We start from the raw sequence: 18966 nt of genomic DNA, 5'->3' as shown, positions 1-18966 counted from the left end.
TGTTCGTGCGTACGATGCGAGGGTGGGAGACGAAGTGCGAGGAGGAGCCGTGGACGCGGCGACCGTGATCAGGCGGGGCGTGCCCCGAGGCGCCGAGCAGCGGGTGGCCGGGCTGTACTGGGAGGCCTTCGGCCGCAAGCTCGGCGCGGCCCTGGGCCCCGCCGAGCGCGGCCGCGCCTTCCTCGCCCGCCACCTCCACCACGACCGCGCGGTCGTCGCGCTCACCCCCGGCGAGGAGCACGTCGTGGGCGTGGCCGGCCACCGGCTGGGCGGGCGCGGCCTGACCGGTGGCGGCGTACGCGACGTGCTGTGCGCCTACGGGATGCTCCGCGGCCTGCCGCGGCTCGCCGTGCTGGCTCTGCTCGAACGGACCCCGGAGCCCGGGGAGCTCGTCATGGACGGCATCGCCGTCGACCCCGCCCACCGCGGCGGCGGCATCGGCGGCCGGCTACTGGCCGAGACCGCCGCCGTCGCCGCCGACCACGGCTGCTCGCGGATCCGCCTGGACGTCATCGACGTGAACCCGCGCGCCCGCGCCCTGTACGAGCGCCACGGCTTCACCGCCGTCCACACCGAGCGGACCCCCTACCTCAGGGGCCTCATGGGCTTCGGCGCCGTCACCACGATGCTTCGCACCGTCCCGGACCGTCCCGGCGGCGGCGCGCCCGGCGACCCCCTGGAGCAGCAGCGATGACCGGCAGCCCCGCGGGCGCCCCGGCGGCGGAGCCCGCCGCGCCCCAGATCGCCACCCGTACCCTGGTGTTCGCCCTCGTCCGCGAGGACGGCACCGTCGACGCCGGCGAGCTGTACACCGTCGCCGGGGCCCTCGGCATGACCGACCAGCAGGTCCGGCTCTGCCTCAAACGGCTCGTCGCCGAAGGGCGGTTCACCCAGGAAGGGCGGGGGCGCAAGGCCGTACTGCGCGCCACCGCCGACCCGACCGGCGCCGTGGCACCGGACGTCGAGTACGTCCGCCACGCCTACCGGCAGGACCGGGGGCTCGCCCCCTGGGACGGCACCTGGCACCTGTTCGCCTTCGCCATCCCCGAGACCTCACGGCAGGCGCGCGACAACCTGCGCGACACCCTCCTCCACCTCGGCGCGGCCCCCCTCCAGGGCGGGCTGTACGTCAGCGCCAACGCCATCGGCGAGAGCGTCGAAGCCCACGCGCGCCACCTGGGCGTCCTGCCCTCCCTCACCCGGCTCACCAGCCGCGACCTGCGGGTCGGGGACGAGACCGACCCGGCCCGGCTGGCCGCCCTGCTCTGGCCGCTCCAGCGGATCGCGGACCGCCACGAGGCGCTCGCCGCCCTCGCCACCGCCCGCCTGGCCCGGCTCTCCGGCCCGGACCGCCCCACGGACACCGAGCGCCTGACGTACGCGATCGAACTGGCCGCGTCCTTCACCACCGCCATGGAACCCGACCCCCTGCTGCCCCCCGAACTGCTCCCCCGACCCTGGCCCGGCGCCCGCGCCCGCGCACTCGCCGCGCGGTGCTGGGAGGCCCTCGACGACGCGGGCGGCCAGGGCCCCGACCGCCCGCGCCTCTTCCGCCTCTTCCGCCTCCACGACGGCGCCGTCCCCGCTCCGGCGGCTCCCGCCGCCCCCGCGCCCCCGCCTTCCTGACGTCCGCCCGACCGGCCGGGGGCGCCGCGGGGGCCCGCGGCCTTCCGGTCCGCCCGGCGGGGCCGCGGGGGCCCGCGGCCCCGCCGTCCTACGTGGCGGTGCGGGCGCTAGTCGTACGTCCGCTTCCAGCGCGCGCGGTGCCTGCGGTCGCCCTGGCCCAGGCCGTTCACCGCCGCGAGCGACAGCAGCGACGCCCCGTTGTTCCACAGGCCGAGGTGGTCGCGGTGGACGGCGAGGATGTCGTTCTCCGTGGCGAACCGCTCGGCCGGGCCGCTGAAGTACGTCGTGGCCACGAAGATCGCCACGTCGGCCTTGAAGTGCGCCTTCGCGCCCAGCAGATCGCGCACCTCACGGCTGGGGATCCTGCTCCTCGGCGTGTACCGCTTGCACTGGATCACCATGCTGCGGCCGTCGGGGAGGACACCGCGCACATCGGCACCGTTGTCGTGCGAGCCGCCGACCCTGCGGGCCTCGGTGCAGCCGTCCCGCCGGCACAGGTCCACGACGAAGTCCTCGAACTCCGTCCCCGTCATCGTGTCGACCTCGGCCAGCGTCCGGTGTCCCGCCCTCACGGCCTCCTCCCGGCGCCACCGCCGGTCGCCGCCCCTGAGAAGCCGGTCGGTGCGCCACAGCCACCACCCGCCGGCGGCGGCCCCGCCCAGGACGAGGCCGCCGACGAGGTAGGGCCAGACCACGTCCCAGAAGGCCACCAGGAGGACGACGCACACACCCCCGGCGACGAGGCCGCCCCGAAGCCGTCGTTCCCGCCGTTTCCGGGCCGCCGCTCCCCGCCTCTTCCGTGCCGCCGCCATGACGCCCCTTCCTCGTCCGGTGCAGCAGTCTGGGGAAGGGCGCGGCACCCGGGAAGGGCGCGGTTCGGCCAGTGGCCGATCCCGGTAGGCCGTGGGGCTTCGCGGGTGGGGGCGGATCGTGGGCGGGGGCGGTGGGTGTGGGGCGGGAGCGGGAGATGGGTGGGGGTGGGGGTGGGGGCGCTGAGTGTGGGGTGGGGGCGGGGGCGGGGTGCCGCTGGTGGTGGTGCCTCTGCGCCTCCTAGTCCTTCGGTCCGCGGGGCGTTCCTCGGGCCGGGGCGGGGGCGGCCGGCCGGCCCTCGTCTCGCCCCAGCGCCTCGCGGACCGCCGGGCCCCAGACGGCGAGGAGGTAGAGCAGCGGACCCGCCGTACGGCAGAAGCCGGCCAGCCAGGGCTCCGGCAGCCCGGTCAGGCCGTACACACCGCTGCTTCCCATGCCGATGCCCAGGAGTACGAAGGCCGCCGCCCAACAACGCACCGTCCGCGGCCGACGGCGTGCCGCCCACGCGGGAGCCCGCTCCGGGTGGCGCCACCACCCCCCGGCGGTCCAGGCCAGCAGCGGGCCGAAGAGGAGAAGGGCGAGATCCGGGGTCCTGCTCCAGAGCGTGTCCATGCTGGTGCTTCCCTCCCGGGAACGCGTCGCCTACGGCCGCGCCGCTCCCACGCTCGCCGGGGCGATGAGGGGGCATGGGGCGATGGGGCTTGGGGCTTGGGGCTTGGGGCTTGGGGCTTGGGGGGAGCATGCCAGTGCGCGGCCGGTGGGGGTACTGCCGGGTCCCGGCAGTGTGGGGGCTCCCTCCTCGCCGGGCGGCCCCCTGCCGGGAGTCCGCGCCCTCGGTAAGGTCGTATCCGCGCCGGGGAACGGGCGCGAGGCGTCGCAGGACCCTCCCGGTACCAGGCGGATGCCGGGCGCACACCCCTCGGAAGGCAGGCCCCATGACACGGCGGTGGAGTCCTGGGCCCGCGCCGACGGCAGCGCGCCGCGCGGGCCGCCGCCGGGGGCGGCAGGTCGCCTCCCTGGTCGCCTGGTGGGCCGTGCTCGCCCTCACGCTGTGGCTGCTGGGCCACGCGGTGGGCCGACCGGCCGGCCTCGCGCCGAGCGCCGCCTCCGCCGCCCTCCTGGTCGCCGTCGGCGAGGCGGGGTACCTGGTCCGGAGGTGGTGGGCGGTACGGGTGCGGCGCGCGGGGCCGGGTCTCCCCTGACGTCCCGCGCCGCGTCCCGCAGGTGGCGGCCGGCAGGCGGCGCGGCGGCCGGGCCCGCCGCGGTGCCGCCCCGTTCGCGTCGCCGTGTCACTCCTCGGCTCGCGGCGCGGTCCAGGGCAGCGGTGGGCGCCTCCGGTCCGAGCCCGACCCCTGCCCCGGGCGGCTGTTCCACATCAGCAGCAGGTCGCGCACGTGGTAGCGCGCCCTCGGGTACCAGCGCCGCCCGTCCACCGTGTCCGGGAGGGTGTCGGGGCGATCGTCCTTGATCTGCGTCACACTGCGGCCGTCCACCCCGATCAGCCGGGCGAAGCCCCCCAGCGTCACCTCGCGGTCCAGGTCCTCCCCGGCCGGCTCCACCGGTGCGGGCCGCCGCGGGCGGTAGGGCTCGAGCTTGGCCGGGTCGTACAGCGCGCTGCCCCCGCCCCCGCCCTTGTCGCCCATTCCCCTGCGCGGGCGCTCGGGGGCCGGGAAGTCCGGGTAGTACCGCGGCATCACGTGCACCACGTAGCCGTGGCTGTAGCCCACCTGTGCGGCCCATTCCTTCAACGTCACCCAGGTCGCGCCCCGTTCGGCCACGCGTACCCCCGCTTCCGCTCGACTCCGCGAGACGTCACCGGGCTCACGCTCGGGGACGCGGGGAGGTGGAGGGACCCGAGGGAGGGCGCGGGGCGGGGGTCCCCGGCAGGGGTGGGCACAGGCTTTCCGGCCCACCTTGTTTCTACAGTGCTGTAGATTCAGGGCTCCGGACACCGCTCGGGCCGGCGGCCACCCCGTCGGGCCCGCGGACACGAGAGGAACGACGACATGGGTGTGAGCCTCGCCAAGGGCGGCAACGTCTCGCTGAGCAAGGAGGCCCCCGGCCTGACGGCCGTGGTGGTCGGGCTCGGCTGGGACGTCCGCACCACCTCCGGCACCGACTTCGACCTCGACGCCAGCGCCCTGCTGCTGGACGACTCCGGCAAGGTCCCCTCCGACCGGCACTTCGTCTTCTACAACAACCTCACCAGCCCCGACGGCTCCGTCGAGCACACCGGCGACAACCTCACCGGAGAGGGCGAGGGCGACGACGAGACCGTCAAGGTGGACCTCGCCGCCGTGCCCGCCGAGGTCACCCGGATCGTCTTCCCCGTCTCCATCCACGACGCCGACAACCGCGGCCAGAGCTTCGGCCAGGTCCGCAACGCCTTCATCCGCGTCGTCAACCAGGCGGGCGGGGCCGAACTGGCCCGCTACGACCTCAGCGAGGACGCCGCCACCGAGACCGCCATGGTCTTCGGCGAGCTGTACCGGCACGGCGCCGAGTGGAAGTTCCGGGCCGTCGGCCAGGGGTACGCCTCCGGACTGGCCGGCATCGCGGCCGACTTCGGCGTCAACGTCTGACCCCGCGCGTGGACGAGCCCGTACGGCCGGCGCTCGTGGACGAGCCCGGACCGCCGGCCCCCGCGGGTGGGCCCGCACCCCTGGCGCCCGAGGACCGGGCCGCGTTCGAGCGCGCGCTGCGCGAGGCGCTCCGGGCGCCCGAGGTCCGCGCGGCGCTCGGCCGCCCCGGCGCCCCGTGCACCGCCGGCGAGTTGCGCGGCCGCGCCCTCGCGGCGGCCGGTTCCCTGGCCGCCGAGGCGGCGCCCGAGTACGCGGCCCTGCTGGAGGCGCGGTCCGGCGCGGCGGCGGACCCGCCGCCTCCCGGCGGCGAGGGCGTCAGGGCCCTGGCGGCCGCCCTGGTCGTGCTCACGCCGCTGCTCTCCGCCGCCGCGGCGGTGATCTTCCTGCTCCTGGGGTACGGGCTGCGCCTGGCGGACGTCGCCCGGACGCCGGCCGACACCCTCGTCGGCACGGGCTGGACCGCCGCCGCCGTGGCAGCCCTCGCCGGGCTCGCGGCGGGCGGCGGCCTGGCGTTCACCGCCGCCCGCCACCGCGCCACCGGACAGGGCGCCACCGGACATGACGCCACCGGCCCCGACGGAGCCGACCTTGCCGCCAGAGGTCCCGACGGGCACGGTCCCGACGGACACGGTTCCGACGGACACGGTTCCGACGGGCACGGTCCCGGCGGAGCCGCTGCCCCGGGGCGGTCGGCCGCGCAGGCGCACGCGGCCTGGGAGGAGGCCCTGCTGCGGCGCGGCCTGCTCCCCTGGCTGCACCGCGAACTCGGCGTCACCGCCGGGCCCGCGACCGCCCACCCACCCACTTCTACAGTCCTGTAGATTCGACGTATCGCCCGAAGTGGCCGGTCCCGTCCCGCTTCGCCTCGACCCCAAGGAGTGCGCCAGTGGCCATCACCCTGACCAAGGGCCAGCAGATCAGCCTGGAGAAGACGGGCGGCGGCGCGCTCAGCGTCGTCCGGATGGGGCTCGGCTGGCAGGCCGCCCCCAGGAAGGGCCTCCTGGCGCGGCTGACCGGGCCGGCCGAGGTCGACCTCGACGCCTCCGCCGTGCTGTTCGCCGGACGGGAGCCGGTGGACGTCGTCTTCTTCCAGCACCTGGTCAGCGAGGACGGGGCCGTCCGTCACACCGGCGACAACCTGGTGGGCGGCGCCGGCCAGGGCGGTGACGACGAGGCGATCCTGGTGGACCTCGCGCGCCTGCCCGCACACGTGGACCAGATCGTGTTCACGGTCAACTCGTTCACCGGCCAGACCTTCGCCGACGTGCGGAACGCCTTCTGCCGCCTCATCGACGAGACCGACGGACAGGAACTGGCCCGCTACACCCTCTCGGGCGGCGGCGCCTACACCGCCCAGATCATGGCGAAGGTGCACCGGGCCGGTGGGAACTGGCACATGTCCGCCATCGGGGAGCCGGCCCAGGGCCGTACGTTCCAGGACCTGCTGCCGGCCGTCGCCGCCCATCTGTGACCGACCGCGACCGCACACCGCACGAAGGGGGCGACCAGCCGTGTTCGACAGCCTCAGGAACCTGGCGGGCCTGACGGACCCGCAGAGACTCAAGGACCTCGGGGACAAGGCGGAGGACCTCGCCGCGACCCACGGGGAGGCGATCGCCCAGGGCCTGCAGAAGGCCGGCGACCTCGTCGACGCGAGGACCGACGGCAGGTACACCGACCGGATCGAGGCCGGGGTGGACAGGGCCCGGAGCCTGGTAGAGCGCCTCGGCGAGCGGAAGTCGGCGGACTGACGCCGCGCCGACCGGCGCCCGCCGCGTACGTACCCGGCGGAGGGCCGGGGGCCGGTGCCCGGGGGGCGTAGGGCCGACGAGGGGCGAAGGACGGGCGGGGGCCGCGTACCCGGCGGGCGCCCGCCCCGCACAGAAGGGCCCGCGCCCCCCGGTGCCGACCGGGGGGCGCGGGCCCTTCGCGCGCTCGCGTCGCCTACGCGGCCCGTGAGCCCAGGAGGCGGGCCAGCAGGTCGTCCAGGCTGACCAGTCCGGTCAGCCGGCCGTCGGCGTCGCGGACGACGGCGAGGGACGCGCGGTGCCTGCGCAGCTGCTCGACGGCGTGGGCGAGGCTGTCGGCGCCCTTCAGCTCCGGTACGGGCCGGGCCAGCTGCCGCGCCGTGGCGGTCCTTCCGCGGGCGCGCGCCACGAGGGCGTCGCGGGCGTGCACCGAGCCGAGGACGGCCGGCCCGTTCCCGGCCCGCCCGTCCGGGGCCGGGGCGTCCGGGGCCGGGGCGTCCGCGGCCCGTCCCTCCGTGACGAGGAGGCGTGCCCGGCCCGCGGCGGTCGCGGTCGACAGGATCGTGTCGATGCCCGCGCCGGCGGGGACGGTCACGATCCGGGCGGCGGGGACCATCAGGTCGGCCACCGGGGTCTGCGGCTCGGTCAGGGAGCGGGTGATCAGCTCCGAGTCGGTCGCGTTGATCAGCCCGAGCCGCTCCGACTCGGCGACCAGGTGGGCCAGCTGCTCGCGGTTGTGGACCGCCGTCAGCTCGTCGCGCGGCTGGACGCGGCAGAGCCTGACCAGCGCGTTGCTGACCCGGTTGAGGACCAGGAGCAGCGGCCGTACGACGGTGACCGTGGCCCGGAAGGGCGGGCTGAGGAGCATCGCGGAGCGCTCGGGGTGGGCGATCGCCCACGACTTGGGGGCCATCTCGCCGACGACCATGTGCAGGAAGACCACGACGGCCATGGCGAAGGCGAAGGCGATGCCATAGCTGAGCCCGGCGGGCAGGCCGAGCTTCACCAGCAGGGGGTCGACCTGGTGGGAGATGGCGGGCTTCGAGAGGGACCCGAGGCCCAGCGTGCAGACGGTGATGCCCAGCTGCGCGCCGGCGAGCATCAGGGACAGCTCGCGCATCCCGGCGAGGGCGGCCTTCGCGCCGCGCCGCCCCTCCGCCGCGGCCTTCTCCACGCGGTGGCGCCTGGCGGCGACGAGGGCGAACTCGGCGGCCACGAAGAACCCGCTGGCGGCCAGGAGCACGACGGTGACGAAGAGTGCCATGGGGAAGCTCATGCCTGGGCCTCCTCGGCCGCGGAGCGCTCGATACGGACCCGTTCCGGCACGTGCCGGTCCAGGCTCAGGACCTCGATGGCGACGCCCTCCACGTCGAGCCGGTCACCGACGGCGGGGAACCGCCCCAGCCGGTCGATGACCAGGCCGGCCACGGTGTCGTAGTCCTCCTCCTCGGGCAGGGCGATGCCCGTGGCCTGCTCGACCTCGTCCAGGCGGCGCCCCGCGTCGACGATCCAGCCGGCCCCGTCGGCGACGGCGAGCCGCACCACGGTGTCGGTCTCGTCGGCGATGTCGCCGACCAGCTCCTCGGCGATGTCCTCGTACGTGACGATGCCCGCGACGCCCCCGTGCTCGTCCAGGACGACGGCGAACTCGTCGTCCCGCTCCCGCATCCGCTCCACCGCGTCCGGCAGCGGAAGGGTGTCCGGCAGCAGCAGGGGCCGCCGGGCCGCCTCGCCCGCCGTCACGGTCGCCAGGTCGGCTTCGGGGAGCCGCATCAGCTCCCACACGCCGACGACGCCCAGGACGTCGTCCGGGTGGTCGCCGAGCACCGGATAGCTGGAGTGGCCGTGTGCGGCGATCACCTCGGCGGCCTCCGCCAGTGAGGCGTCCCGGCGGACGAACACCGCGTCCACCCGCGGCACCATCACCTCGTCCAGCGTCCGCTCGGAGAACTCCAGGGCGTGGTCGAGGAGTACGGCGGTGTCCGCGGGCAGCTGCCCCTGCTCGTGCGACTCCCCGATCAGGTGGCTCAGCTCCTCCAGCGTGGCGCCGTGGTGCAGCTCCTCCACCGGCTCGATGCCGATCCGGCGCAGCAGCCTGTTGGCGGCGCTGTCGAAGACGTGCACGATCGGCCCGACGATCTTCAGGTAGAGGAGTGTGGAGGCGCCCAGGGACTTCGCCAGCCGCTCCGGCACCGCGAGCGCCAGGTTCTTCGGCGCCAGCTCCCCGACGACCATCTGCAGGACCGTGGCGATCGTGAAGGCCAGGACGACCGAGACCGCCGTGGCCGCGCCGCCGGCCAGTCCGACGCCGTCCAGCACCGGCTCCAGCAGCACCGACACCGACGGCTCGGCCAGGAAGCCGACCACCAGGCCCGTGACGGTGATGCCGAGCTGCGCGCCGGACAGCATGAACGACAGCCGCTCCAGCACCCGCAGCGCGCGGGCCGCGCGCCTGTCGCCCGCCTCCGCCTCGCGGGCGAGCGCCAGCCGGTCGGCGGCGACGTACGCGAACTCCTGCGCGACGAAGTAGCCGGTGCCCGCCGTCAGGACGAGCACGGCCAGCAGGCCGAGCACGGCGGCGGTCACCGGACACCGCCCGTCCGGCCGACGGCACCGCGCGCGGAGCCGTCCTCGGAGTCATCCGACGCGGCTCCGCGCGCGGCCGCGCGGCGGGGTCGGGGGCCGGTCCCCGGGGGGACCTTCGGTCTGGCGGGCAAGACGTACTCCTTACGCAGGGGGACAGGGCGGGCGCGGCGGCCGGCCGGTCGCGGAGACGCGGCGAGGCCGTACGCGGAAAGCCCTCTCCGTACATCCTCCACGTCGTCCGCCCCGTTCACCGCGAGGTCGGCTCACCGTGCGAAACCGGCCACGCTCCGTTTCCGGGCAGCTACCACGGAACGCGTTCCGCGCCCTATGCTTCTACACGTGTGTAGACGATACGCGGGGTCGCTCCACGCCGCGGAGCCGTACCCCCGCACGCCCCGGGCCGGGGGACGCCGCCCTGCGGCCGCACCCGCCCGTGCGCACCGTCGCACGCGCTCCACTCATCACTTACCTGGAGGGCCTCTGTGGCTTCGATAGACCTGGACAAGGTGCTGGACAAGGCGTGGGCGGAGAAGAGCCTGCCGGAGATCCTCGCCGCCCCGGTGGACGCGCTGAAGGGCGTCTCCGAGAAGGACGGCGAGCTGCTGGACCAGGCGTTCGGCGTCAAGACGGTGGCCGACCTCGCCGACCTGAAGTACGTCCGCTGGGCCCAGGCGCTGGCCGCCCTGGACACGGCGGCGAAGTAGTCCCGACGGGCCGCCGCACCGCCGTACCGGGGGTGCGGCGGCCCTCGTTCCCGTACGGCAACACACGCGTCATGAAGGAGTGAACGCCACGATGGTGTTCAAGCGACTGCTCGGGTCGATCGGCATCGGCGGCCCCTCGGTGGACACGGTCCTCGCACCCGGAGCGGTCCGGCCGGGCGGCGTCCTCACCGGCGAGGTCCGCCTGGAGGGCGGCAAGGCCGACTTCGACATCGAGCACATCACCCTGGAGCTCGTCGCCCGCGCCGAGGCCGAGCACGACGGCGGGGAGGCCGAGGGTCTCGTCGCCTTCGAGCGCTTCACCGTCGCCGGCGGCTTCCGCCTCGCCGAGGGCGAGCGGCGCGCCGTCCCGTTCAGCGTGCACCTGCCCTGGGAGACCCCGGTCACGGAGCTGCACGGGCAGGGCCTCGGCATCGTCCTGGGCGTGCGCACCGAGCTCGGGGTGGCCGGGGCGAAGGACAAGGGCGACATGGACCCGCTGGCCGTGGGGCCGCTCCCGGTGCAGGAGGCGGTCCTGGAGGCGTTCGGGCAGCTCGGCTTCGGCTTCAGGTCGGCGGACCTGGAGTACGGGCACATCCGCGGCACCGGCCAGCAGCTGCCGTTCTACCAGGAGATCGAGATGACCCCGGCGCCGCGGTACGCGCACCAGGTCAGCGAGATCGAGGTCACCTTCCTGGCCAACCCGGCCGGCATGGAGGTCGTCGTGGAGGCCGACAAGCGCGGCGGCTTCCTCTCCGGCGGCCACGACGTGCTGAACCGCTTCACGGTCAGCCACGAGGACGTCGGGCGGACCGACTGGAACGCCCTGGTGGAGTCCTGGGTGCGCTCCCTCGCCGACCGCCACGGCGCCCCCGCCGCGTACGGCGCCCCGTACGGGCAGGGTGACGCGTACGGGCACGGTGACGCGTACGGGCACGGCGCCCCGTACGGGCACAAGGGCGACCACCACGGGCACCACGGCCACGACGAGCACGGCCACCGGTCCGGTCCCGGCATGGGGACCGCCATCGCCGCCGGCGCCGCGGGCCTCGCGGTCGGCGTGGCGGGCGGCCTGGTCGCCGCGGAGGTCGTCGACGAGGTCGGCGACTTCTTCGAGGGCGACGACGAGGGCGACGAGGGCTGAGCCGGGCCTGATAGCTTCTACACAACTGTAGAAGTAACCGGTCGGGGCCGGACGTTCTCGGCGCGGCCCCGGCCGGACCTCACGACGAAGGAGTGCGCATGGCCCTGTGGGACCGCCTCAAGGAGTCCGCGTCGACGATGCAGACCCAGCTCATGGCGAAGAAGAACGAGCTCACCAACGGCGCCTTCCGCGACGCCTCCATGGCGATGTGCGCGCTCGTGGCGGCGGCGGACGGCACCATCGACCCCGCCGAGCGCCAGCGCGTCGCCCAGCTCATCGCCACCAACGACGTCCTGCGCAACTTCGCCGCCGACGACCTCCAGCGCCGCTTCGAGGCCAACCTCGACAAGCTGACCGCCGACTTCGCCTTCGGCAAGGTCAGCGTCATGCAGGAGATCGCCAAGGCCAGGAAGAAGCCGGCCGAGGCCCGCGCCGTCATCCAGATCGGCATCGTCATCGGCGGCGCCGACGGCGACTTCGACAAGACGGAGCAGGCCGTGGTCCGCGAGGCCTGCTACACCCTGGACCTGCCGCCGCACGAGTTCGACCTGTGAGTCCGCACGTCCGGACGGGGGAGCGAGGAAGGGTACGCGCGTGGAGATCTCCGGCCTGATCAGCGCCATCGTCATCGGCGCCGTCGTCGGCGCCCTGGGCCGGCTCGCCCTGCCGGGACGGCAGGACATCGGCTGGCTGTGGACCATCGGCGTCGGTATCGCCGCCGCCCTCGTCGGCACCGCCGTCGCCACCGCGCTGGGCGTCGCCGACACCAAGGGCGTCGACTGGATCGAGTGGGCCCTCCAGATCGGCCTCGCCGCCGCCGGCGTCACCGCACTGGAGCGCCTGCGGTCCCGCTCCTGACCCCTGCCGCACCGCGGTACGGGGGCGGGCCCGGCGGCTCGGTCGGCCCTGGCGGAACGGCGGCCTCGGCGGAACGGCGGTCGGCCCCGGCGGAACGGCGGCCCCGGCGGAACGGCGGCCCGGCAGTACGGTCGGCCCGGGCGGAACGGCGGCCGGGCGGCGGGGGCCGGGGCACCCCCGGGTGCGGGTTGGCACCCCGTCACCGCCGTCGCGGCCGGGCGCGCCACGCGTGCGGCGCGGGACCGGGCGAGGCGGGGACCGCCCCTACCGGGCCGCGGGCTCCGGGTCCGTCGCCAGGCGGGCATGCAGCTCCACGTCGTAGCGGACACCCTCGTACGCGAGCTTCTGCCGCTGCCGCCCCTCCACCGCGAAGCCGGCCGCGCGTGCCACCCGGCACGACGCCGGGTTGTTCACCCGGTGCCCCAGCTCCAGCCGGAAGAGGCCCGCGTCGTCGAAGGCCCAGCGGGCCAGGGCGCGACAGGCGTGTGACGCCACGCCACGGCCGCGGGCCGCCGCCGTCGTCCAGTAGGACACCCATCCGGTGCCGTGGCGCCGGTCCACCGGACCCACGCACACCTGGCCCAGCACGGCGTCCGCGCCGTCGACGACGGCGAAGGAGTACGCGGAGCCCGCGGCCCACCGGTCCTCCCGTGCCGCCGTCCACCGCTCGGCGGCCGGGACACAGTCCACCGGCTCCGCGGACTGGCCCCGCATCAGCGGGTCGGCGAACGCGGACGCCACCGCGCGGGCGTCCCCGGCCCGCCATCTCCTGAGCACCAGGCCGCCGGGGGCCTCCACACGATCGCGCACGGGGCGAGTCTTCCTCGGCGCGCCCGGGCTGTCACCCGGTTTGCCGGACGCCACGGCTCGGCGGACCGGGCGCCCTCGCGGGGGCCGCGGGCGCCGGCCCCTCGTGCCCCGCATGCCCCGCGTGCCTCCCGTGTCGCGCGCACCCCCGTGCACCCGTGCCCCCTCGCACCCGTACCCCCGCGCCCCCCGCGCCCCCGCGCCGCTCACGTACCGCCCCCACCGCCGTCCCCGTCGGCGTCCCGCTCTCCCGTGCCGGGCCCGCCGCCGGGCCCTCCGTCCGTACGGCGGCGCAGGCGCACGGCCATGACGGTGTGGTGGCGGACCTCGGTGACCTCCACCTCCCAGTCGCCCACCGCCACGCGCTCCCCGGCCGCGGGGATCGCCCCGAGCCGCTCCAGGACGAGGCCGGCGACCGTCGTGAACCGGTGCCCCTCCCCCGCCAGCTCCTCCGCGTCGACGCCGATGTCCGGCAGGTCGTGGACGGGGAAGCTCCCCGGCAGCAGCAGGGAGCCGTCGGGCTGCCGCCGCACGGCCAGCACGTCCCGGTCCGTCTCGTCGTAGATCTCCCCGACGATCTCCTCCAGCAGGTCCTCGATGGTCACGATCCCCAGGACCGAGCCGTACTCGTCCACGACGATGGCGAACTGCTGCCGCTCCGTGCGGAACCGGCGCAGCGCCTCCGACACCCTGGTGAAGTCGGAGAACACCACGGCCGGCCGGACCACCTCCGTCACGGGCGTGTCGTCGTCGACGGTCGTCAGGTCGCGCAGCCGCACCACACCGACCACGTCGTCGAAGTGGCCCGACCGCACCACCGGCGCGCGGGAGTGGCCGGCCGCGGCGAGTTCGGCCCGCGCCTGGGCCGCCGCCACCGAGGCGGGCAGGGTGAAGACCGACCGGCGCGGCACCAGCGCCTCGCGCAGGGTCCGCTCGTGGATGTCCAGCGCGCTCGACACGATCCTGCGCTGCTGGGACGACAGCCCGCGATGGCTGACCACCATGTCCTTCAGCTCCTCCGGCGTCGGGGGCTCCCGGCCGGTGCGCGGATCGCCGCCGAGGAGCCGCACCACCGCGTTCGTCGACCGGCCCAGGGCCCACACCACCGGGCGCGCCGCTGCGGACAGGACCGTGAGGGGGGTGGCCGCCAGCAGCGCCCACGGCAGGGCGTACTGCATCGCCAGCCGCTTCGGCGCCAGCTCCCCCACCACCAGCGTCACGAACGTCAGGACCAGCGTCACCAGGGCGATCGCCACCGCCTCCGCCGAGGCCCCGAAGAACGACAGCCAGGGCGCGATCGGCTCCGCCAGCGACACGGCCGCCGTCGCCGACGCCAGGAACCCGGCGAGCGTGATGCCGATCTGGATCGTCGCCAGGTACCGGTTCGGGTCGTCGGCCAGCCGCACCAGCCGGCCCGCCGAGCCGTTGCGCCCGCGCAGCCGCCTGAGCTGGCTCTCCCGCAGCGAGAGCAGTGCGATCTCGCTTCCCGCGAAGAGGGCGTTCAGCACGATCAGCACGGCGACGAGTGCCAGCTCCAGCCAGTAGCCGTCCATGGCGGCCAGCCTGCCACGCTCCGGCCCGCCGTCCCGTGACCCACGCGCCGCACGTCACCGCAGCCGCCGACCGCCCGGTCCGGGCCCGGCCACCGTCGGCGGGCCATCGGACCGCCGACCGCCGGGCCGGGCGGGCCGCCGGGCCGACGGGGACCCGGACCGACGAGGACCCGGACCGCCGGACCGACGGGCCACCGGACCGGCGGGCCACCGGACCGGCGAGGTCCCGGGCCACCGGACCGGCGAGGACCCGCACCGCCGGGGCCCCGGAGCGCCGCGGACCCGGAGCGCCGCGGACCCGGAGCGCCGGGGGCCCGGAGCGCCGGACCTCACATGGTGGTGGGCTGCTGCGACTGGGGGTCGCCGGTCTCGCCGAACCAGCGGGCGAGCTTGCCGCGGCGCCCCACGGCCCGGAGGCGGCGCTCCGCGGCGTCGCGCACCTCCGGCGTGGTGATCAGCAGCAGTTCGTCGCCGGAGTGCAGGACCGTCGCCGGGGTCGGCGTGAGCGTGTTGCCCTCGCGCAGGATCAGGGTCAGCACGGTCGGCGGCGGGAGGCGCAGCTCGAAGACCGCCACGCCCCGGAGGCGCGAACTCTCCGGCACGGTCAGGGTGAGCAGGTCGGCGTCGAGCACGTCGAGCGGCGCGGTCTCCACCTGGACGTCCCGCAGGGCGTCGGGCCGGGTGAGCCGCAGCAGCCGCGCCATGGCGGGCAGGCTGGGGCCCTGGACGAGGGTGAAGAGGACCACGAGGACGAAGACGATGTCGAGGAGCCGTTCGGCGCCCTCGACACCGGCGACGATCGGGAAGGTCGCGAGGACGATCGGCACCGCCCCGCGCAGCCCCGCCCAGGAGATGAACGTCTGCTCGCGCCACGGGAGCCGGAAGGGCAGCAGGCAGACCAGTACCGAGATCGGCCGTGCGACCAGCAGCAGGACGAGTCCGACGCCGATCGCCGGGAGGACGGCCGAGGGCAGCTCGCTCGGCGTGACCAGCAGTCCGAGCATCACGAACAGGCCGATCTGGGCCAGCCACCCCGCGCCCTCCGCGAAGGAGTGGGTCGCGGCGCGGTGCGGGAGCTTGGCGTTGCCGAGCACCAGCCCGGAGAGGTACGCGGCGATGATGCCGCTCGCGTCGGCGGCGCCGCCCGCCGCGAACGCCACGATGCCGAAGCCGAACGTCGCCAGCGGGTAGAGCCCGCTGGCGGGCAGGGCGATGTGGCGCAGGGCCACGGCCCCGAGCCATCCGGTGAGCAGCCCGAGAAGGCCGCCGACGGTCAGCTGGTAGAGGACGTCGGCGGCGATGCTCGCCGGATCCGGGAGGTCGGCGGCGGCGGTGCTGAAGACCAGGACGAGGATGATCGTCGGGGCGTCGTTGAAGCCGGACTCCGCCTCCAGCAGGCCGGTGACCTTCTGGGGCAGGGGCAGGGCGCGCAGTACGGCGAAGACGGCCGCCGCGTCCGTCGAGGAGACGATGGCGCCGAGCAGCAGGGCCAGACGCCAGTCCACGCCGAGCAGCCAGTGCGCCCCCGCGGCCGTGACGAGCACCGAGACGGCGACGCCCACCGTCGCCAGGACCCCGGCGGGCAGCAGCAGCCGCCTGACGTCGCCCCACCGGGTGGTCAGGCCGCCTTCGACCAGGATGATCGCGAGCGCGGCCGTACCGAGGGTCTGGGCGAGCACCGCGTCGTCGAAGTCGAGGCCGATGACGTCCTCGCCGATGATCACCCCCACGCCGAGGAAGAGCAGCAGGCTGGGCAGGCCGAGACGGTTCGCGGCGCGGGCCGCCGCGATGCTCGCCAGCAGTACCGCGCCGGCCACGAGGAGCGTCGGATAGAGCTCCTGGAGCGTCACCGGACCACGCCCCGCCCGGCGGGACGGCCGGCGCGGCGCTCGGCAGGACGGCCGATGCGGCTGTCGGCACGACGCCCGGGTACGCGGACGGCACGACGCCCGGATACGCGGGGCGCCGTGGCGCGCGGGCCGGCGATCCCCGGCAGTGCGGACCGTGCGGCCCGGCCGTCGCGGCCGCCCCGGCCGTCCCGGTCGTCACGGCGGCGGCTCGAAGAGGTGGCCGGCGACACCGGCGGCCACGATGCCGAAGGCGAGCAGCAGACCATCGGGGAGCATGATCCCCGCCGTGAGCGCCGCCAGGGCCGCGGCGAGCAGCGACCACGCGGTCTTTCGCCCGAGCGGGCGCGGTCGGTGCCCACGCGGCCCGACGGGCGGGGCGGTGACGCGGCCACGGCCCGGCCGCGGCCGGGCGCGCCCCGTCCGCTCGGGCAGTCGCCGCCACTCGACCCGCCGCTCCAGCCCCTCGGGCCGTCCGCCCGGCCTCCGCCGCCGGGGGGCGCCGGCCCGGCGCTCCGGTCGCCCGGTGCCGAAGGTCGCCATCGTTCCTCCTCCGTTCCGGCACGGTGCCCTCCCACGTACGCTCCGCGAGTGGTCCACCGCGCCTCATGCGTCACGTGCCGCTCCTCCTCCGTAGCCGCCTCCGGTACCTCCAGGGTCACGAATGGCGAGCGCGGGCGGTATCGGGGCCACCACCCATTCCGGGCCCCCGCGCCGGGACCGGACGTGCGGATGGGTGCTGTCACCGATGGACGCGGGCGGCGAACGCTGTGACGCTGAGGGCATGGGAGCGGACCGGACACACACCGCGGCGGACGACGAACAGCCGGCGGGCCGCCTCCCCACGCCACCGGGCGCATCGCCACCGGGCACCGCGCCACCGGGCACGCCCCCGCCGGGCAGCCGGCCACCGGGCACGTCCCCACCGGGCAGCCGACCACCGCGCACGTCCCCACCGGGCAGCCGGCCACCGGGCGGCGCCCCGCCGGGCGGCTCCCCGCCGGGCGTCTCCCTGTTCTGGCGGGTGTTCCTCCTCAACGCCGCCGTCCTCGCCGCGGCCACGACCGCGCTGCTCCTCGGCCCCGTCACGGTGTCCACCCCCGCGCTCCTGACCGAGGCGGTCGTCCTCGTCGCCGGGCTCGCCGCCCTGCTCGTCGCCAACGCGCTGGTGCTGCGCGTCGGCCTGGCGCCGCTGGCCCGGCTGGCCCGCACCATGTCCACCATCGACCTGCTGCGCCCCGGACCGCGCCTTCCGGCCTCCGGCCGGGGGGAGATCGCCGAACTGATCGCCGCCTTCAACAGCATGCTCGACCGGCTCGAAGCGGAGCGCGCCGCCAGCACCGGCCGGGCCCTGTCCGCGCAGGAGGGCGAGCGCCGCCGCATCGCGCAGGAGCTCCACGACGAGATCGGGCAGACCCTCACCGCCGTCCTGCTGGAGCTCAAGGACGTGGCGGACCGCGCCCCGGCGCCCCTGCGCGAGTCCCTCCACGAGGTGCAGGAGACCACCCGCAACAGCCTCGACGAGATCCGCCGCATCGCCCGGCGCCTGCGTCCCGGCGTCCTGGAGGAACTGGGCCTGACCAAGGCCCTGCGGGCGCTGACCGCGGAGTTCACCGGCCCGGGACTCACCGTCCGCCACCACATCGGCGCCGACCTGCCGCCGCTCAGCGACGAGACCGAACTGGTCCTGTACCGCGTCGCCCAGGAGAGCCTGACCAACACCGCCCGCCACGCCCGCGCCCGGCGGGCCGAGATCCGGCTGGAGAGCATGCCCGGAGCCGTCGGGCTGCGCGTCCGCGACGACGGCCGCGGCACCGGTGGGGCGCCCGAGGGCGCGGGCATCCGCGGCATGCGCGAGCGGGCCCTGCTCGTCAACGCCGCACTGGACCTCGGTCCGGCCCCCGGCGGCGGGACCGAGGTCCGCCTGACCATCCCCGTACCGGAACGGAACACCCCCGCATGACCGAGCCCACCCGCATCCTGCTCGCCGACGACCACGCCCTGGTACGGCGCGGAGTGCGGCTCATCCTGGACGGCCAGCCCGACCTGACCGTCGTCGCCGAGGCGGGCGACGGCGCCGAGGCGGTGGAGGCGGCCCGCGAGCACCGGCCCGACCTCGCGATCCTCGACATCGCCATGCCCCGCCTCACCGGTCTCCAGGCCGCCCGCGAGCTGTCCCGCCGACTGCCCGACCTGCGCATCCTCATGCTCACCATGTACGACAACGAGCAGTACTTCTTCGAGGCCCTCAGCGCGGGGGCCTCCGGCTACGTCCTCAAGTCCGTCGCCGACCGGGACCTCGTGGAGGCGTGCCGCGCCGCGATGCGCGGGGAGTCCTTCCTGTACCCCGGCACCGTCAGCACCCTGATCCGCAGCTACCTCGACCGGGCCCGCGACGGCGCCGACCTCCCCGCCAAGCCCATCACCCACCGGGAGGAGGAGATCCTCAAGCTGGTCGCCGAGGGCCACACCTCCCGGCAGATCGCCGACCTCCTGCACATCAGCGTCAAGACGGTCGAACGGCACCGCGCCAACCTGCTCCAGAAGCTGGCGCTCCGCGACCGCCTCGAACTGACCCGGTACGCCATCCGCGCCGGTCTCATCGAACCCTGACCCGCCGCCCGGCACGCGCCGACCGGGCCGACCGCCCCGACCCGCGCCGACGGGGCCGACCGTTCGGACCTGACGCACCGTATGGACCCGA

Annotated in this window: 22 protein-coding genes; 13 read left to right on the top strand and 9 right to left on the bottom strand. The window is 75.8% G+C overall.

The annotated features are described in order from the left end of the window. The first annotated feature begins 22 nt into the window (after positions 1-22). Positions 23-694, top strand: coding sequence for a GNAT family N-acetyltransferase (locus CP974_RS15745; RefSeq protein WP_051839937.1), 672 nt, complete (start codon positions 23-25; stop codon positions 692-694). Further along, positions 691-1626 (top strand): PaaX family transcriptional regulator C-terminal domain-containing protein, encoded by a 936-nt coding sequence (locus tag CP974_RS15740; protein WP_031135553.1) that lies wholly within the window; start codon positions 691-693, stop codon positions 1624-1626. Before CP974_RS15745 ends, CP974_RS15740 begins: the two co-directional genes overlap by 4 nt. A 107-nt stretch (positions 1627-1733) precedes the next feature. Here CP974_RS15740 and CP974_RS15735 read toward each other — a convergent pair whose 3' ends face one another. Next, positions 1734-2438 (bottom strand): restriction endonuclease, encoded by a 705-nt coding sequence (locus tag CP974_RS15735; protein WP_078915846.1) that lies wholly within the window; start codon positions 2436-2438, stop codon positions 1734-1736. 238 nt (positions 2439-2676) lie between these two features. Beyond that, positions 2677-3048, bottom strand: coding sequence for a hypothetical protein (locus CP974_RS15725; protein ID WP_031130070.1), 372 nt, complete (start codon positions 3046-3048; stop codon positions 2677-2679). Positions 3049-3371: 323 nt separating this feature from the next. Here CP974_RS15725 and CP974_RS15720 point away from each other — a divergent pair, with 323 nt between their 5' ends. Beyond that, positions 3372-3638, top strand: a complete 267-nt coding sequence (locus tag CP974_RS15720) for a hypothetical protein (RefSeq protein WP_051839215.1) — start codon at positions 3372-3374, stop codon at positions 3636-3638. 87 nt (positions 3639-3725) lie between these two features. On the opposite strand, the gene CP974_RS15715 is transcribed toward CP974_RS15720, so the two are convergent. After that, positions 3726-4190: a hypothetical protein gene (locus tag CP974_RS15715; protein ID WP_196786090.1), complete on the bottom strand. Its 465-nt coding sequence runs from the start codon at positions 4188-4190 to the stop codon at positions 3726-3728. Between the two features lie 252 nt (positions 4191-4442). Between CP974_RS15715 and CP974_RS15710 the strand changes: the two genes are divergently transcribed. The 4 genes from CP974_RS15710 to CP974_RS15695 all read left to right on the top strand — a co-directional run bounded on the left by CP974_RS15710 (position 4443) and on the right by CP974_RS15695 (position 6769). After that, the gene (locus tag CP974_RS15710; RefSeq protein ID WP_031130074.1) at positions 4443-5018 is read left to right on the top strand and encodes a TerD family protein; all 576 of its coding nucleotides are present in this window, start codon (positions 4443-4445) and stop codon (positions 5016-5018) included. An 8-nt stretch (positions 5019-5026) separates the two neighbouring features. After that, positions 5027-5839 carry a hypothetical protein gene (locus CP974_RS29660; RefSeq protein ID WP_051839216.1) on the top strand — a complete coding sequence of 271 codons (813 nt, stop codon included), beginning with the start codon at positions 5027-5029 and terminating at the stop codon, positions 5837-5839. Positions 5840-5916: 77 nt separating this feature from the next. Beyond that, entirely contained in the window at positions 5917-6489 is a 573-nt protein-coding gene (locus tag CP974_RS15700) for a TerD family protein (protein WP_140160816.1), read from the top strand. A gap of 40 nt (positions 6490-6529) precedes the next feature. Further along, entirely contained in the window at positions 6530-6769 is a 240-nt protein-coding gene (locus CP974_RS15695; RefSeq protein ID WP_078915470.1) for an antitoxin, read from the top strand. Positions 6770-6962: 193 nt separating this feature from the next. Here CP974_RS15695 and CP974_RS15690 read toward each other — a convergent pair whose 3' ends face one another. Together CP974_RS15690 and CP974_RS15685 are read right to left on the bottom strand one after the other, a co-directional pair. Then, positions 6963-8042, bottom strand: coding sequence for a hemolysin family protein (locus CP974_RS15690; RefSeq protein ID WP_031130078.1), 1080 nt, complete (start codon positions 8040-8042; stop codon positions 6963-6965). Continuing rightward, positions 8039-9352, bottom strand: coding sequence for a hemolysin family protein (locus CP974_RS15685; RefSeq protein ID WP_031130079.1), 1314 nt, complete (start codon positions 9350-9352; stop codon positions 8039-8041). The genes CP974_RS15690 and CP974_RS15685 overlap by 4 nt, the downstream gene beginning before the upstream one ends. A gap of 482 nt (positions 9353-9834) precedes the next feature. On the opposite strand from CP974_RS15685, the gene CP974_RS15680 reads away from it, so the two are divergent. From CP974_RS15680 to CP974_RS15665, 4 genes are all read left to right on the top strand, one after another. After that, positions 9835-10056 (top strand): hypothetical protein, encoded by a 222-nt coding sequence (locus CP974_RS15680; protein ID WP_031130081.1) that lies wholly within the window; start codon positions 9835-9837, stop codon positions 10054-10056. 91 nt (positions 10057-10147) lie between these two features. Then, positions 10148-11197: a sporulation protein gene (locus CP974_RS15675; RefSeq protein WP_031130082.1), complete on the top strand. Its 1050-nt coding sequence runs from the start codon at positions 10148-10150 to the stop codon at positions 11195-11197. A 98-nt stretch (positions 11198-11295) separates the two neighbouring features. Then, the gene (locus CP974_RS15670; protein WP_031130083.1) at positions 11296-11751 is read left to right on the top strand and encodes a tellurite resistance TerB family protein; all 456 of its coding nucleotides are present in this window, start codon (positions 11296-11298) and stop codon (positions 11749-11751) included. A gap of 40 nt (positions 11752-11791) precedes the next feature. Further along, positions 11792-12055 carry a GlsB/YeaQ/YmgE family stress response membrane protein gene (locus CP974_RS15665; protein ID WP_031130084.1) on the top strand — a complete coding sequence of 88 codons (264 nt, stop codon included), beginning with the start codon at positions 11792-11794 and terminating at the stop codon, positions 12053-12055. A gap of 264 nt (positions 12056-12319) precedes the next feature. Here CP974_RS15665 and CP974_RS15660 read toward each other — a convergent pair whose 3' ends face one another. The 4 genes from CP974_RS15660 to CP974_RS15645 form a co-directional block, all read right to left on the bottom strand. After that, positions 12320-12865: a GNAT family N-acetyltransferase gene (locus CP974_RS15660; protein WP_031130085.1), complete on the bottom strand. Its 546-nt coding sequence runs from the start codon at positions 12863-12865 to the stop codon at positions 12320-12322. Between the two features lie 203 nt (positions 12866-13068). Further along, positions 13069-14415, bottom strand: a complete 1347-nt coding sequence (locus CP974_RS15655) for a hemolysin family protein (protein WP_031130086.1) — start codon at positions 14413-14415, stop codon at positions 13069-13071. A 329-nt stretch (positions 14416-14744) separates the two neighbouring features. Then, on the bottom strand, positions 14745-16265 hold the full coding sequence (locus CP974_RS15650; RefSeq protein WP_031130087.1) for a potassium/proton antiporter: 1521 nt from the start codon (positions 16263-16265) through the stop codon (positions 14745-14747). A 195-nt stretch (positions 16266-16460) separates the two neighbouring features. After that, a complete protein-coding gene (locus tag CP974_RS15645; RefSeq protein WP_037937321.1) occupies positions 16461-16805 on the bottom strand; it encodes a hypothetical protein in 345 nt (114 codons plus the stop codon). A gap of 481 nt (positions 16806-17286) precedes the next feature. On the opposite strand from CP974_RS15645, the gene CP974_RS15640 reads away from it, so the two are divergent. Next, positions 17287-18225, top strand: a complete 939-nt coding sequence (locus CP974_RS15640) for a sensor histidine kinase (protein WP_373276702.1) — start codon at positions 17287-17289, stop codon at positions 18223-18225. After that, on the top strand, positions 18222-18875 hold the full coding sequence (locus CP974_RS15635) for a response regulator (protein WP_031130089.1): 654 nt from the start codon (positions 18222-18224) through the stop codon (positions 18873-18875). Before CP974_RS15640 ends, CP974_RS15635 begins: the two co-directional genes overlap by 4 nt. Positions 18876-18966: the final 91 nt, after the last annotated feature.

It is taken from the genome of Streptomyces fradiae ATCC 10745 = DSM 40063, assembly GCF_008704425.1.
Taxonomy (GTDB): domain Bacteria; phylum Actinomycetota; class Actinomycetes; order Streptomycetales; family Streptomycetaceae; genus Streptomyces; species Streptomyces fradiae.
The sequence above is the reverse complement of the archived record's forward strand: the minus strand, read 5'-3'. Positions and strand labels throughout refer to the sequence as shown.